Consider the following 13,664-nt stretch of genomic DNA (forward strand, 5'->3'; position numbering starts at 1 on the left):
GGGCTCCGTATGAGCAAGGCAGCGGTGCCCTGCCCGTCCGGAGCTGACGCGCCGGCAGGATCCGGCCTCTCCGCCGCGGAAGTGAGGGAACGAACGCTGGCGGGCCTGGCCAACGGAGTACCTGACAATTCGAGCCGAAGCCCGTGGCAGATTATCCGGGCAAACGTGCTGACACTGCTCAACGGCATTGTTGGCGGCTGCTTCCTGCTGCTGCTGTTGCTGGGGCAGTGGAGGGACGCGCTCTTCGGCCTCGCCGCAATCAGCAACGCCGTCATCGGCGTGGTCCAGGAGTACAGGGCCAAACGGCTGCTTGACCGGCTGGCCGTCCTTGACGCCCCACAGGCCCGGGTGCTCCGTGAAGGCCAGGTCCAGGAAATTGCCGTTGCGGACGTGGTCCTGGACGACATCACCGTGCTGCAGGCCGGCGACCAGGTCGTGGCGGACGCCGTCATCATCGGCGGAAACGGTCTGGAAATTGACGAGTCCCTCCTTACCGGTGAATCAAAACCGGTGGTCAAGGGCAGGGGCTCGACCGTGTGGTCGGGTTCCACCATTACGGCGGGGCAGGGCGAAGCGCGGGTGGTCGGCGTAGGGGCCCGCTCGTACGCCAGCCGGCTCGCGGCTGAAGCCAAACGATTTTCACTGGTCAATTCGGAGATCCGCAACGGGATCGACCGCGTCCTTCGGTGGATCAGTTGGGCCCTCTTCCCCGTCGTCGTGATCGTCACCAACGGCCAGATGCAGGCGAAGGGCGGCTGGGATGTGGCTTTCACCACCGGGGCCTGGGTGGAGGCGCTTGTCGGAGCAGTGGCGGGCGCCATCGCCATGATTCCCTTGGGCCTCGTGCTCATGACCAGTGTTGCGTTCGCCGTCGGGGGTGTGCGGCTGGCCCGCCAAAATGTGCTGGTGCAGGAACTGGCGGCTGTGGAGGGTCTGGCCCGTGTAGACGTTCTCTGCATCGATAAGACCGGCACCCTGACGGAGGGCAGTGTGGTCTTCGACGGTGTGCACGCTAACGGCAGGTCCTCTCCGCCAGGCTGGAGGGAGGCGCTGGGATGGTTCGGTGCCGACCCTCACGCCAACGCCACCGCCCGCAGCTTGGCGGGCACCTTCGCCTTTGATGGCAACCGGGGCCCTTCCGCCGTCGTTCCTTTCTCTTCCGCCAGGAAGTGGAGCGCAGCGAGTTTCGATCCGCCACATGCTGCTGCGGGAACGTGGGTGCTTGGTGCACCCGAAATGGTGTTGCAGGGGAACAGCGCATCCACCCGTGAAGTCCTGATCCAGGCCCGCCGCCTCGCGTCGGCGGGTTTGCGCACCCTGGTACTGGCTTACACTCAGGACATCGTGCCCGAAGGGGATCCCGACGATGTGCAACTGCCCAAAGGGCTTACAGCCGCCACAGTGGTGACATTCCGGGAAAAGATCCGCCCGGATGCAGCGCAGACCCTGTCCTATTTCCGCCAGCAGGGCGTTGCCGTCAAAATCCTCTCCGGCGATGACCACCGGACGGTCACGGCGGTGGCGCGTGAGGTGGGGCTCGACGTCGGCGACAGCTACGATGCACGGCAACTGCCCTCAGACCCGCATCTGCTGGAGGAAACGCTGGACGGCTTTTCCGTGTTCGGCCGCGTCACGCCCGCCCAGAAGAAGGACATGGTCCTGGCGCTGCAGAGAATGGGGCATACCGTCGCCATGACGGGCGACGGCGTCAATGACGCTTTGGCCTTGAAGGAGGCGGATATCGGCATCGCCATGGACACTGCGGCACCCGCCACCAAAGCCGTGGCCCGATTAGTGCTTTTGGACGGGCGCTTTGACAGGCTTCCTGCAGTCGTGGCCGAAGGCCGCCAGGTCATCGCCAACATTGAGCGGGTCTCGGTGCTGTTCCTAAGCAAAACAACCTACGCGGTGGTCCTCTCGATAGTGTTCGGAGCGCTGATGTGGAGCTTTCCGTTCCTGCCCCGGCAGCTCTCCGCCACTGACGGTCTCACCATCGGCATCCCCGCGTTCTTTTTGGCCCTGATGAGCAACAGCCGCCGCTACAAGCCCGGATTTTTGAAACGGTCACTGGCCATGGCGGTCCCGGCCGGAATCATCGTCGCGACGGCGGTACTGGCTGTGCAGGTGTATTCCGTGGCTGCGGGCGGCTTCAGTGCCGGAGCGAACCGCACGGCCTCGGTGGTTACCCTGTCACTGGTTGCCTTGAGCGTGCTGGCGGCTGTCAGCCGCCCCGTCAGCACCCTGCGCTTAGCCATCATCGCTGCCATGTGCCTGGGTCTGGTCCTGCTGATGACCGTCCCCATCCTGCAGGAATTCTTTATGCTCGAATGGCCTCCGCCTGAACTCTCAGCTGCCTCCTTCGCCGCCGCCGCTGTCGCCATCCTTGCGGTCCTGGCACTGACCCAGGTCCACGCACGGCGGTACCCGGTAGATCGGCCGGCGAAGGTGACGCGACCCTCAGTGACGCGGCCCTAGAGCCAGTCCGCCGAGAAATCCTGCGGCGGCCACCAGCGCGTGCGCGGCGAAACCGCAAACCTTCGCCCGGAGACCTCCGTAGGGGTGATCTGCACCAGATGCTCTTTGAGTCCGGGCTGCCAAGGTTCGCGGTCAGGACCGGCTTCCTGGAGGCTTGCCGGGTCCCCGTCAAACGGCCGCGGCATTCCCTTGACCACAACGCTCCACACTTCGGTGGCGTATGCATTCAGTCCGTCTGCCTCAAAGGCCACGGCGGCGCCGCTGAGGAGGGCACGAAGTTTCGTGCCGGGCGCCGTGCGGAAAACCACCGTTTCGCCGACAGTCATGAAGTTCAGGGGAAAGATCTCGGGGACCGCACCGTTGATCACGGCCAGCCGCCCGATATAGGAAGACTGGAGATACTTCCAGCAGTCAGCCGGGGCGAGAACTTCCGTGTGAGACTCTGAGGGGGAGCTGCTCATGCAACTGATCCTAGCCCTCCAATCCCGGCTCTCATTGAACCGCACCATCAGCGCAACCTTCCCGGCAGTCAGGACCAAAGCCTCTGGGTCCTCCCGGCCCTTTGCCCGACCCTTAAGGAGTCGGGCACGTCATGCCCCGACGGTCATCCAAGCAAGGAGGCAGGCATGGCTGATTTGATGAAATGGTTTGATACCCGGCGCTCCCCCGTCGAGATGATTGAAAGACTTTTCGAAGGTGATACAGCGGCGTCGGGGATCCGCGTCGAAGAATCGGTTGAAAGCAACACACTTGTGGTCCGGGCCGAACTGCCAGGGATCGATCCGGATAAGGACGTCAGCGTCACCATCGTTGACGGCGCCCTTGAGATCAAGGCCGAGCGCAGGGAGAAGTCCGAGCAGAAGGAAAAGGACAGTTACCGCTCGGAGTTCCGCTATGGTTCATTCGTCCGGAGGCTCGCTCTTCCCGACGGCGTTCAACAGGAGGACATCACGGCCTCCTACAAGGATGGGGTGCTGGAGGTCCGGACACCGGTGCCAACGGCCGCACAGCAGCCCCCGGCGAGGAAGATCGAGATAACACGCGGTTAGAACGCGGTTAGCAGCAGGGTCCGGCCCGGGATCAGCCGAACAGGACCGCCGCCTCCCGGTAACGGTCCTCGGGAACGGTCTTGAGCCGGCCCAGCGCAGCGGCAAATCCGACGTTCACGATGCTGGTACCGCGCAGGGAGACCATGGTACCCCAACGGCCGGTGGCGGTGGATTCAACGGCTGCCATGCCCAGCCGGGTAGCCAGCACCCTGTCAAAGGCGGTGGGGGCGCCGCCGCGCTGGATATGGCCCAAAACTGTGGCCCGGGTTTCGATTCCGGTCTGCCCCTGCAGCTCGTGCTCCAGGAGTGCGCTGATGCCGCCCAGCCGAGGCCTGCCGAAGGTGTCCAGGCCCCTGGGCGAGTACGGCGCGTCCTGGCCCTCAAGGGTGAAAGCCTCGGCGACAACCACCAACGGTGCCCTTCCGCGTTCGCGCGCCGACTGCACCCACTCGGCAACCTGCCCCAACGAAACTCTGTGCTCCGGAATGAGGATGGCGTGGGCGCCCGAAGCCATCCCCGCATGAAGGGCTATCCAGCCGGCGTTACGGCCCATGACTTCGGCGATCATGCAGCGGTGATGCGACTCTCCCGTGGTGCGAAGCCGGTCGATGGCCTCTGTCGCCGTCTGGACCGCGGTGTCGAATCCGAAGGTGAAATCGGTGGCGTCCAGGTCGTTGTCGATGGTCTTGGGGACTCCAACAACCCTAATTCCCTGGCTTGACAGCTCCTGCGCAGCCGCCAAGGTGCCCTCTCCGCCGATGGCGAGCAGTCCGTCGATGCCGAGACGGCGAAGGCTTTCGCGGACCGCCCCCACTCCGCCTGACTTAAGGGGATTGGTCCGCGATGTGCCAAGGATGGTCCCGCCGAGACGGGCAATTCCCCGCACGGCATGCCTTGGCAAGGGAACCAAGTCCCCTTCAAGCACCCCTCTCCACCCGTCGCGGAAACCGACAAAGTCATACCCGTGGGAAATGACGCCACTCAGCACTGCACCGCGGATCACGGCATTCAGTCCGGGGCAGTCCCCGCCGCTGGTCAGGATGCCAAGCCTGGTCATCATTCCTGGTTCTCGGACGCAGCGATCACCGGAACCGTCTTGAGGTACGTGTCGGGGTTGAGCGAAATTGAATCGATGCCCTCCTTCACCAGGAATTCCGCGAAGTCCGGGTGGTTGCTCGGGCCCTGGCCGCAGATACCGATCTTGATCCCGGCTGCATGCGCCTTGCCGATAACCTCTGCGATCATCGACGTGACCGCTTCGTCCCTCTCGTCAAAAAGCCCGGCCAGCTGTTCAGAATCGCGGTCAACCCCCAGGACAAGCTGTGTCAGGTCATTCGACCCTATGGAGAATCCGTCGAAGCGCCGGGCGAATTCCGACGCGAGGATGACGTTCGAAGGGATCTCGCACATCATGTAGATCTGCAGTCCCTCCTCACCACGGACCAGGCCGTTTTTTGCCATCACCTTGATCACCCGGTCTGCCTCGTGGAGGGTGCGGCAGAACGGCACCATGACAATGACGTTGGAGAATCCGAGTTTCTCGCGTACCCGTTTCAGCGCCCGGCATTCCAGGGCGAATCCTTCCCGGTAACGCTTGTCGTAGTAACGCGAGGCCCCGCGGAATCCCAGCATGGGATTCTCTTCGGCAACTTCGAAGGAGCCGCCTCCGATCAGGTGTGCGTATTCGTTGCTTTTGAAGTCGCTGAGCCTGACGATCACGGGGTGCGGGTGATAGGGCGCCGCGATCTTGGCGATGCCCGTGGCGAGGACGTCAACGAAGTATTCCTGCAGGTCGGTGTAGCCGTACGTGAGCTCCCTGATGCGTGCAGCCTCGCCGGCGTCTGTGACGCGTTCGGGATGGACCAGCGCCATGGGATGGATCCGGATGAGGTTGCTGATGATGAATTCCATCCGTGCCAGGCCCACGCCGGCCGCGGGCAGGCGCCACCACTGGAAGGCGGCTGACGGGCTGGCGATGTTGACCATGACGGCGGTCCGGGTCGCAGGCAGGGCCCCGAGGTCAACCTCTTCGACATCGAAAGCGAGGGTGCCCTCGTAGACCTCCCCGTCCTCACCGCCCGCGCAGGAAAGCGTGATGGGCGTTCCTTCCTCAAGGACCGAGGTGCCGTTTCCTGTCCCCACCACGGCGGGCACGCCCAGCTCCCTGCTCACAATCGCGGCATGGCTTGTCGGGCCGCCGTGGTCGGTAACGATGCCGGCGGCGCGCTGCATGATGGGAACCCAGTCAGGGTCGGTCATTTGGGTCACCAGGATGGCGCCGTCCCGGAATCTGTCGATGTCCCGGGCGTCCCGGACCACACAGGCGGAGCCGTGCGCGATCGATTCACCGATCGCCGCACCGGAGACAAGCATGGGGCCCGATTCGCGAAGGTGGTAGACGCTGAAAACGGACCCGCTGCGCCGCGCCTGGACAGTCTCCGGCCGTGCCTGGACCATGAAGAGTTCGCCGGTGGACCCGTCTTTGGCCCACTCCATGTCCATGGGACACCCGTAGTGGTCCTCCACCGCCACAGCCCAGCGCGCTAGGGTCAAAATCTCGGACTCGGTGAGTACAAAGGAGCGCCGCTCCTGGTCTGTCGTGTCAACTGTCCTGGTTCGCGCGTGCCCGCCCCGGCTGTAAACCATCTTCCGTTCTTTCGAGCCCATTGTTTTCTCGATGATCGGTGCAAATTGTGTGGTGGACAGCAGTGGCTTGAATACCTGGTACTTATCGGGGTTGATGGTGCCCTGGACCACCGTTTCGCCCAGACCCCACGCGGCGCTGATCAGCACGCTGCGCGGGAATCCTGATTCTGTGTCGATGGAAAACATCACTCCGGATGCCCCAAGGTCTGAACGCACCATCCTCTGCACGCCGATGGACAAGGCCACATCCAGATGGTCGAACCCCTTGATTTCCCGGTAGCTGATGGCCCGGTCGGTGAACAGTGAGGCATAACACCGCCTGCAGGCCTCCATCAGCTCCCGCTCGCCGGCAACGTTAAGGAAGGTTTCCTGCTGGCCGGCGAAACTCGCGTCCGGAAGGTCCTCTGCCGTGGCGCTGCTGCGCACGGCAACCGAGGCCCGGGCCTGTCCTGTCCGTTGGGACAAGGCTCTGTAGTGTTCCCTGATGTCGGCGGCGATGTCCGGCGGAAACTTCCCTTCAAGGATGAGTTCCCGGATGGATTCGCCGGCTTCCCGCAGGCTTGTCCGGCCCGCCCGGTATTCATCGATCGAGGCACGCATCGCCGGTTCGATGCCGTTGGCTGCGACGAACGCCCGGTAGGCGGAGGCCGTGGTGGCAAAGCCCTCCGGTACCCGGACGCCCGAACTTATCAGGGAGCGTGTCAGCTCACCCAGCGATGCGTTCTTGCCGCCCACGGAGGGCACATCGCCCATCCCTACGTCTTCCAGCCACACCACGTGAACGTCGGTCATCGTCGTCCTTGCATTCATGGCTCGATCCTCCCGGGTCAGCCGCGGCAGCAGCAGAGGCTTTGGTCCTGCGGACTCCGGCGTGAGAAGGGTGCTATCCGGCTTTTGTTCCGTGCCGTCTTAGCCTCTTGTAAGCCCAGTCGGCTGCCAGCACCGCGGGAACAGCCAAAGCCGCAACGGCGAACCCGAGGAGCGGCGGCGGGAGGTGTCCAAGTACGGCGGAAACAGGCACTGCGTAAAGGCACACTGCCAAAGCGCCGATTTCTGCCGGCACCGCCCAGAGCAGCAGGCGATTAGTGAGCCAGCCCTGCTTCCAGGGCGGCAGGGTGGCGCTGCGGCAGGCGAAAGCATTGGCCAGCTGGCCAAGCACGACGGCGGTGAAGGCGGCTCCGGACGCCGCCATCACCAGATCGGCATCCTGCGGGTCTCCGCGCGTCCACCCGCCGCCGAACAGCACCACGGAAAACGCCGTCATTTCCATGGCCGCTTCCACGGGACCCAGCACGCAGAACACCCGGAACATCAGCCGGCGGTCCATGAGGTGCCGCTTTTCCGGTGGCCGCTTCAGCACTCCCTTTCCTGGCGGTTCGCCGCCCAGGGCGAGGGCGGGAAGGAGGTCGGTGCCGATGTCGAGGGCGAGGATCTGCAGTACACCGAGGGCGAGCGGGAACTGGCCGCCGGACAGTGCCCAGATGACGAAGGGCGTCAGTTCGGCAACGTTGTCTGTCAGGTGGTAGGTCAGGAAGCGGTGAATGTTGGAGTACGTGGTCCGGCCCTGTTCGATGGCTGAGACGATCGTGGCGAAGTGGTCATCCAGGAGCACCAGATCGGCAGCTTCACGGGCAACGTCAGTTCCGCTGAGTCCCATGGCCACCCCGATATCAGCCTCCTGCAGCGCGGGACCGTCGTTGACGCCGTCGCCTGTCATGGCCACGACGTGGCCGCGGCTCTGCAGCGCCTTGGCCACCCGCAGCTTCTGTTCCGGCGAGACCCGGCTCACCACAATGCCATCCCGGTCCAGCAAGGCGCCAAGAACCTGTTCGTCCTCAGGAAACTGCGATCCTTCCAGAACCAGTTCCGGGGAACCCATCAGACCGATTTCCCGGGCAATCGCCGCAGCCGTGGCGGGATGGTCGCCTGTGATCATCCCGACCCTGATCCCGGCTTCGCGGGCAGTCTGGATCACCTCCCCCACGTCCGGCCGGGGCGGGTCGTGGAGGGCGATCAGCCCCAGCAGGGTGAGCTCCACTTCAGCCTCCTCGGGAGGGCGCCCCAGCCAATCCTGCACCGGACCGGGCAGCTCACGCATCGCGACCGCCATGACCCGCAGCCCCCGCGAAGCCATCGCTTCAACTTCTTCCGCCGCAGCGCCTACGGACCCTCCGCAGAGCGCCAGGACCGATTCGGGCGCCCCTTTAACAAAGAGGGTGGCGCCGACAATGACCGATTCACGCCGACGGCGGGGATCAAACGCGAACCGCCGCGCAGGCATCGCATCTACGGGAGCGGACCCGGAAAGACGGCGCGCCAGAACGTCAATGGCAGCCTCCATCGGATCCCCCGCCGTCCTCCACTCAACTCCGTGGAGGACAGCCCTGCCCTGGGAGGCGGCCCGTGCCGCGAGCGCGGTTCTGGTGGCCGCGGAGATCCCGGTTCCCTCTATGTCGGCCTCCGGCTGGTAACCCTCCCCCGTCACCTTCGCACGGCCGTCGGCTGTAAAGACTTCGACGGCGTTCATCCTGTTCTGCGTCAGGGTTCCCGTCTTGTCGGAACAGATGAAAGTGGTGGATCCCAGAGTTTCCACGGCCTCCAGATTGCGGACCAAGGCGTTCCGCGCCGCCATCCGTTGGGCCCCCATCGCCAGCGAGAGAGTGACGGTCGGCAGGAGCCCCTCGGGGACCAAGGCAACGGCGACGCCGATGGCGAAGAGGAAGGCGCCCTGCCAAGGGATGCCTACCAACAAGGACACAAGGAAGAAGAACCCGGCGACGGCCAGTGCGACCGTCGCGATGATGTGGACGATCCGGCGCAGCTCACGGGCCAGCGGTGTCGGCGGAGATACTGTTCCACTGGTCAGCGCGGAGATTCCGGCAAGCCGCGTGTGTCCACCTGTGTGGGACACTACCGCGTCTGCGTCTCCGTTGACGAGGAACGTCCCGCCCCAGGCGCTGTCGCCACTGGCCTTAGCTACCGCTTCACTTTCGCCCGTCAGCATTGACTCGTCCACGGCACAGCCGGAGGCAACAGTCAGGACGACGTCGGCGGGCACCCTGTCACCCGCTGTCAGGACCACGGCGTCACCCGGGACCAGCTCACTGGTGTGAACCCTCAGGATGTGTCCGTCCCGGCGGACGGAGACGTCAGCGGGCAGCAGCGCGCGCAGTTTTGCGGCCGCGTGCTGGGCACGTTCCTGCTGGATGTGGGCGAAAATCCCGTTGACGACGACCACTACGATGATGGCGACGCCAAGCTCCGGGAGGCCTCCGACGAAGGCAAGTGCAGCGGCGCACCACAGCATCAGTGCAAAAAAATGCGTCAACTCGCCCAGGAGCTTCCGCCACTGCCGTACCGGCTTCGCGGTGGGAAGAACGTTTGGCCCCGACTCCCTGAGCAATGCTGCGGCGCGTTCAGAACTCAGACCGGTTGCATCCAGTCCGAATCGGGGCGGACCCCCTCGTTGCGTCACTGCTACTCCAAATTCGCCGAAGCCTGGTTCGTTGACAGGCTTCACCAGGTGGGCCGTAGCGTCTAGGGCCAAAGGTCATGGTGGGGTCCGGGACGTTGATGCGGACGCTGTGCCGGCGTCGTGACCTTGGACCCTGTTCGTCCTTAACCGCCGGGTACATGCTTTGAGGAAGCCTGTGCACGTAGGGTCCGCGAGGAGAAGTTATGGCCAAGGCCGCTGAGGAGAAGGTCATCGTCGGCGTGGACGGTTCTGACGCATCCATCGAAGCACTGCGCCAGGGGTCTCGCTTGGCGCTGGCCCTTGGGACCCGCCTGGAAGCATGGGGGTGCTGGGAGTATCCGGCGGGTTATGAAGGTTACCTGGCCATGGGAGTGGAAGGTTTCGCCCGCGAAGCGGAGGAGAACGTGGAGCATGCACTCGGGGAAGCCTTTGGCCCCGAACGTCCCCACCATGTCAGTGCCAGGCTCGTCCACGGATCGGCACGGACGTCGTTGGTTGATGGAAGCAGGCGCGCCTCTCTGCTTGTGGTCGGACGCCGCGGGCATGGCGGTTTTGCCGGCCTGCTGCTCGGGTCGGTCAGCGCCGCCTGCGTCGCCCACGCGCACTGTCCTGTCCTGGTGGTGCACTCCCCCCGGGCGGAAGAACCCGCTTCGTAGGTGATTCCCGCCGTCGTCCTGACTTTTTCTTAGCCTGCATCAAGCGGGAATTGCCGTGTTTCGCCGGCGCCCAGAAGGACCTGTTCGGAGCCGACCTGCAGGCGGATGGCGGGAGCGTCCCCGGGAGCTGCTGAGACAGTCAATTTACCGTGCTCGAGGTTGATTGCGAGCAAATGGTCCCGGTAGCGGACATGGAATGACACCTTTCTTATCCCTTTGGGCATCTTCGGAGAGAATAGGAGCGCGTCACTGGTCATCCTGAGGCCGGCAAAGCTTCGCTGCACAACGTCGATGGTTCCTGCCATCGCGCCAAGGTGGATACCTGTCCGTGTGGTGCCTCCCTGAGTGTCGTCAAGATCAGCTGCGAGGGCTTCACGGAAGGTACTCCAGGCCCGGTCCGGGTCCCTTGACGCCAACACTGAGGCGTGGGCCACCCGGCTGGTGGTGGAGCCGTGCGCCGTGCGTGCCAGATAATAATCGATCGTCTCTTCGAGCTGCGCGGCGGACACTTCATAACCCAGCCCGGCCAGGAAGAGCGTCAATTCCTTCTCGCCAAGGACGTAGAGCAGCATGAGGACGTCAGCCTGTTTGGCCAGCCTGTACCGGTTCGTGCTGTCTCCCTCGGCGTCGAGGATCAGGTCCAGGCGTTCGATGTTTGTGTAGGCGTTCCGGTAGTGCTCCCAGTCCAGTTCCTGGAGTTCTTCGTATCCGGCGAACTGGCTGATGATGCCTTCGTGGAACGGTACGAACATCCGTTTGCTGACGTGCCGCCAACTTGCGATTTCCGAGGGCTCTATCGTGAGGCGTGCCTGGAGGTCCTCAAGGTCGTGACCGTGGAGCAGTGTCATGATCCCACAGGCTTGGGCGCATACCCATGCGGCCATGACGTTCGTGTACGCGTTATCGTCAAGCCCTGCGCCGAGGTTGTCCGGGTAGCCGGTGTGATATTCATCCGGACCCATGATGCCCCGAAGATGGAACCTGTCCGCTGCCTGGTCGTATTCGGCCATGGAGGTCACGAGCCGTGCCACCTCCAGGATCAGTAACGGTCAGGGTGTCGGGGACCTCCTGCACAACGCGGGGACGAAAGCCAGCATCAACGCACGCTTCGATCGCTTCGTCCCGCAACTGCAGCCCGGACTCCCGATCCGTGAGAATGAACGGCGCGTCGGAAAATCCGCCCAGCCGCGCTGATGCCCTCTTGGCCAGGGGATGGTCAGAAGCAACCACAACGCCGAGCCGCTGCGAGCTGATCAGCCGGGTGGCGATTCCCGGCACGCTTCGCCGCATCCCGGTGAAGCCGACATCCAGGCTGTCGGCCTGCAGGAGCTCCATGATGCCGGAGCTTGAGTGTGATGCGGTGATCCGCAGCTCGATCCCGGGGTGGAGATCCCGCACCGCTCTGGCAAGGGTGGCCACCGACGCCGTCGAGCGGGCCCCAGCAAATCCGATGCGCACCGCACCCCGGTCAGCGCTTCCTGAATTCAGCGCCGCGCGGACGGCGTTGTCCGCCGTCGTCTCAGTCTCAATGCAGAGCGGCAGGAAGCCCTCCCCGGACGGGGTCAGTCTGACCGCGCGGCCGGACCGGTCCACGAGCTCAACCCAACGTCCTTCTCCAACTGAAAGATCTGCTGGCTCACTGCCGACTGGGTCAGGTGCAGCCGTTGGGCGGCCCGGCCGTAGTTGAGTTCAGTTGCCACCGCAACAAAGGTACGCATCCATCGAAGTTCCACCGGCACAGCCTAATCCCGCGATACCTTGGCACGGGTACCAAGACGCCCTCGCTCAGCCGTTGGGGACCGTGAGCTCTACCGGCGACGCTTCCGACGGCCCGCCGCATTGGGCTGAGCCGCCCACCCGTTTCCAGTCCAGATCGGTTTCCTTCACGGCAAGGACCTCGCCTGTGGCAGACAGCGCTTTGGCCGTCACGTGGTCAGGGGAGCTCATATTGACCGTGAACCGCCACGTATCGGCGTCGACCCTTTCAGCGTAAAACGGGGCCATCGTCGGCTGGGGTTCAGGGGTGAACGGAGCCGACGCATCCAGCGGCGTTGTCACGACAATACGCGGCGCTGCTGTCCCGGGCTCCGGGCGCAGTTCCGAACATGCGCCCTCGGCGCACAGCTGCACGGTATCCACACGCGAGACATCGCCAGCCAATTCAACGGTGACCGAATTGACCCAACCGATAGCGGGACAGGCGGTCGAGCAGCCGGCAACTGGAATACAGACAGCCAACATCAGCACCGCTGGACGGACAATGAGCCCCCACACTCTTCTCATGCGGCCAGTCTAGGCTGTAAGGCTTCACTGCCACGCCCAGCCTATCCCCCTATGATGGCGTGCATGGATGACAAGGCACTGGCGGCTATCGCGGTCGAGCTGTATGCCCTGCCTTTCGAGGAATTTGTGGCTGCCCGGACGGCCGCAGCCAAGGCCGCCGCCGCCGGTTCCGGGAAAGAGCTCCCGGCCGCCGTCAATGCCTTACAGAAGCCGTCAGTGGCGGCCTGGGCCGTCAACATGATGGCCATCCATGAGCCGGGAATGCTCGCGCAGCTTGCCGGGCTTGGCCAACGGATGCGGCGGGCCCAGGCATCCCTCGACGCCGCCGCGCTAAGGGAACTGGCGCGGGAGCGCCGCACCCTGCTGGGGGCCGCCGTCGGCACCGCCCGCTCCGTAGCCGAACGCCAGGGGCGGAGCATCAGCGCAACGATCGCCGCCGACGTCGAGCGGACCCTGCAGGCGATGACAGCCGACGAAGGTGCCACCGCCGCCGTCCAAAGCGGGCTGCTGGTCCAGGCATTGTCCGCCGACGGCGTGGACACCGTGGATCTCGAGGGGGCTGTGGCTGTTCCGGGCGCTGTACCCGCGCCGCGGGCCGCACACCAGCTCACTCCCAAAGAGCCACCTGCCGCCGCACCAGGGCAGGAAGAACGGACGACGGCGGAACAACACGCCCGCAAGCCTGCGGACCAGCCGCGCCTCAAGGCCGTCCGGGAGACTCCGCGGCCGGCGTCCCCCACGGCCCGGGAGAAAGCCAGCGCCGCCGTGGGCGAGGCCAAGGCAGCCGAGGAGGAATCCGCCCGGCTGGCTGCGGACCGGCAAAGGCAGCTGGCGGACACGGAGGCTGAAGTCGCGGACCTGACCCGCGAAACACGTGAGCTCCGCGACCGGCTCAAAGCCGCGGAGGAGCAGCTGGAAAGCGCCAGGAAAAGCCTGGGAACGGCGGCCGCCGAGGCCAAGCAGGCGGCGCGGGCAGCTGATAAGGCCAAGCGCTCAGCGATGCTCGCGCAGGAGCGGGTGCTCCGCCTGGGCAACACGCGGGACTGATGAACGGTTATTGTCAGACCCCGGTTGCAGACT

At 64.7% G+C, this 13,664-nt stretch carries 12 protein-coding genes; 4 read left to right on the top strand and 8 right to left on the bottom strand.

Annotated elements, in window-relative coordinates:
- Positions 1–9: 9 nt before the first annotated feature.
- Positions 10–2,475: an HAD-IC family P-type ATPase gene (locus AC50YA_RS11680; protein WP_494982443.1), complete on the top strand. Its 2,466-nt coding sequence runs from the start codon at positions 10–12 to the stop codon at positions 2,473–2,475.
- Here AC50YA_RS11680 and AC50YA_RS11685 read toward each other — a convergent pair.
- Entirely contained in the window at positions 2,472–2,936 is a 465-nt protein-coding gene (locus AC50YA_RS11685) for a pyridoxamine 5'-phosphate oxidase family protein (protein ID WP_494982444.1), read from the bottom strand. The two genes, AC50YA_RS11680 and AC50YA_RS11685, sit on opposite strands and share 4 nt — an antisense overlap.
- Positions 2,937–3,101: 165 nt before the next feature.
- On the opposite strand from AC50YA_RS11685, the gene AC50YA_RS11690 reads away from it, so the two are divergent.
- A complete protein-coding gene (locus tag AC50YA_RS11690; protein WP_494982445.1) occupies positions 3,102–3,524 on the top strand; it encodes an Hsp20/alpha crystallin family protein in 423 nt (140 codons plus the stop codon).
- 31 nt (positions 3,525–3,555) lie between these two features.
- Here the strand turns inward: AC50YA_RS11690 and AC50YA_RS11695 are convergent, their stop codons facing one another.
- The 3 genes from AC50YA_RS11695 to AC50YA_RS11705 all read right to left on the bottom strand — a co-directional run bounded on the left by AC50YA_RS11695 (position 3,556) and on the right by AC50YA_RS11705 (position 9,612).
- Positions 3,556–4,581, bottom strand: a complete 1,026-nt coding sequence (locus AC50YA_RS11695) for a 6-phosphofructokinase (RefSeq protein ID WP_494982586.1) — start codon at positions 4,579–4,581, stop codon at positions 3,556–3,558.
- A complete protein-coding gene (gene ppsA / locus AC50YA_RS11700; RefSeq protein ID WP_494982446.1) occupies positions 4,581–6,962 on the bottom strand; it encodes a phosphoenolpyruvate synthase in 2,382 nt (793 codons plus the stop codon). The genes AC50YA_RS11695 and ppsA overlap by 1 nt, the downstream gene beginning before the upstream one ends.
- Before the next feature lie 91 nt (positions 6,963–7,053).
- The gene (locus AC50YA_RS11705) at positions 7,054–9,612 is read right to left on the bottom strand and encodes a cation-translocating P-type ATPase (protein ID WP_494982587.1); all 2,559 of its coding nucleotides are present in this window, start codon (positions 9,610–9,612) and stop codon (positions 7,054–7,056) included.
- Between the two features lie 236 nt (positions 9,613–9,848).
- On the opposite strand from AC50YA_RS11705, the gene AC50YA_RS11710 reads away from it, so the two are divergent.
- Complete coding sequence (locus AC50YA_RS11710; protein WP_494982447.1) at positions 9,849–10,301, top strand: universal stress protein; 453 nt, start codon at positions 9,849–9,851, stop codon at positions 10,299–10,301.
- 29 nt (positions 10,302–10,330) lie between these two features.
- Here the strand turns inward: AC50YA_RS11710 and AC50YA_RS11715 are convergent, their stop codons facing one another.
- Genes AC50YA_RS11715 through AC50YA_RS11730 form a run of 4 tightly spaced genes read right to left on the bottom strand, consistent with a single transcriptional unit; the run spans position 10,331 to position 12,584 of the window.
- Complete coding sequence (locus AC50YA_RS11715) at positions 10,331–11,311, bottom strand: glycosyl hydrolase family 65 domain-containing protein (protein WP_494982588.1); 981 nt, start codon at positions 11,309–11,311, stop codon at positions 10,331–10,333.
- The gene (locus tag AC50YA_RS11720; RefSeq protein WP_494982448.1) at positions 11,250–11,894 is read right to left on the bottom strand and encodes a LysR family substrate-binding domain-containing protein; all 645 of its coding nucleotides are present in this window, start codon (positions 11,892–11,894) and stop codon (positions 11,250–11,252) included. The genes AC50YA_RS11715 and AC50YA_RS11720 overlap by 62 nt, the downstream gene beginning before the upstream one ends.
- Positions 11,864–12,034, bottom strand: a complete 171-nt coding sequence (locus AC50YA_RS11725) for a LysR family transcriptional regulator (RefSeq protein ID WP_494982449.1) — start codon at positions 12,032–12,034, stop codon at positions 11,864–11,866. The genes AC50YA_RS11720 and AC50YA_RS11725 overlap by 31 nt, the downstream gene beginning before the upstream one ends.
- A gap of 52 nt (positions 12,035–12,086) precedes the next feature.
- Complete coding sequence (locus AC50YA_RS11730; RefSeq protein WP_494982450.1) at positions 12,087–12,584, bottom strand: hypothetical protein; 498 nt, start codon at positions 12,582–12,584, stop codon at positions 12,087–12,089.
- A 63-nt stretch (positions 12,585–12,647) separates the two neighbouring features.
- Here AC50YA_RS11730 and AC50YA_RS11735 point away from each other — a divergent pair, with 63 nt between their 5' ends.
- Positions 12,648–13,631: a hypothetical protein gene (locus AC50YA_RS11735; protein ID WP_494982451.1), complete on the top strand. Its 984-nt coding sequence runs from the start codon at positions 12,648–12,650 to the stop codon at positions 13,629–13,631.
- Positions 13,632–13,664 lie beyond the last annotated feature (33 nt).

The sequence above is a fragment of the Pseudarthrobacter sp. RHLT3-21 genome (assembly GCF_059383495.1).

Bases quoted from the DNA above. Each gene is read 5' to 3' on its own strand.
- AC50YA_RS11680 (WP_494982443.1), top strand. From the start codon at position 10: ATGAGCAAGGCAGCGGTGCCCTGCCCGTCCGGAGCTGACGCGCCGGCA.
- AC50YA_RS11685 (WP_494982444.1), bottom strand. From the start codon at position 2,936: ATGAGCAGCTCCCCCTCAGAGTCTCACACGGAAGTTCTCGCCCCGGCT.
- AC50YA_RS11690 (WP_494982445.1), top strand. From the start codon at position 3,102: ATGGCTGATTTGATGAAATGGTTTGATACCCGGCGCTCCCCCGTCGAG.
- AC50YA_RS11695 (WP_494982586.1), bottom strand. From the start codon at position 4,581: ATGACCAGGCTTGGCATCCTGACCAGCGGCGGGGACTGCCCCGGACTG.
- ppsA (WP_494982446.1), bottom strand. From the start codon at position 6,962: ATGACCGACGTTCACGTGGTGTGGCTGGAAGACGTAGGGATGGGCGAT.
- AC50YA_RS11710 (WP_494982447.1), top strand. From the start codon at position 9,849: ATGGCCAAGGCCGCTGAGGAGAAGGTCATCGTCGGCGTGGACGGTTCT.
- AC50YA_RS11715 (WP_494982588.1), bottom strand. From the start codon at position 11,311: ATGGCCGAATACGACCAGGCAGCGGACAGGTTCCATCTTCGGGGCATC.
- AC50YA_RS11730 (WP_494982450.1), bottom strand. From the start codon at position 12,584: ATGAGAAGAGTGTGGGGGCTCATTGTCCGTCCAGCGGTGCTGATGTTG.
- AC50YA_RS11735 (WP_494982451.1), top strand. From the start codon at position 12,648: ATGGATGACAAGGCACTGGCGGCTATCGCGGTCGAGCTGTATGCCCTG.